Source organism: Megasphaera sp. AF13-6AC (assembly GCF_027685385.1).
GTDB lineage: Bacteria > Bacillota > Negativicutes > Veillonellales > Megasphaeraceae > Megasphaera > Megasphaera micronuciformis.
In genome coordinates this window covers 1-509 of sequence record NZ_JAQCUN010000356.1, presented here as the reverse complement: position 1 = coordinate 509, position 509 = coordinate 1, and the positions used below count along the sequence as shown (strand labels likewise).

Here is a 509-nt window from a genome sequence, read left to right as displayed (position 1 = left end):
TCGTCGTCATTAATCCATTCCAAGGCCTGTTCCAAACTCATGATGCGAGGCGGCACGAGACGGAGAGCCTCATCCGATGCGGAAGAACGCGTATTGCTGAGATGTTTCTTCTTGCACGGATTGACATCAATATCTACGTCACGATTACTTTCACCGATAACCTGGCCGAGATAGATTTCCTGAGCCGGCGAAATGAACATAGTGCCTCGGTCCTGCAAGTTATAAATACCGTAAGCCGTTGTTTCGCCCGCTTCAAAGGCGACGAGACTGCCGCGCGTACGACCGGGAATATCTCCCTTCCAAGGGGCATAACCGTGGAAGACATGGTACATAATACCGTTACCCTTCGTAGCCGTTAAAAACTCACTACGGAAACCGATGAGTCCGCGAGCCGGAATAATAAATTCCAACCGTGTATAGCCGGCAATATCGACCATGTTGACCATTTCGGCCTTACGCGTACCCAACCGTTCCATAACGGCCCCCATAAATTCCTGAGGCACGTCGAT

At 50.7% G+C, this 509-nt stretch carries 1 pseudogene; it reads right to left on the bottom strand.

Annotation, left to right across the window (positions count from 1 at the left end):
• A pseudogene (locus PGX78_RS09450) lies at window positions 1-509 on the bottom strand (translational GTPase TypA); the annotation flags it as partial.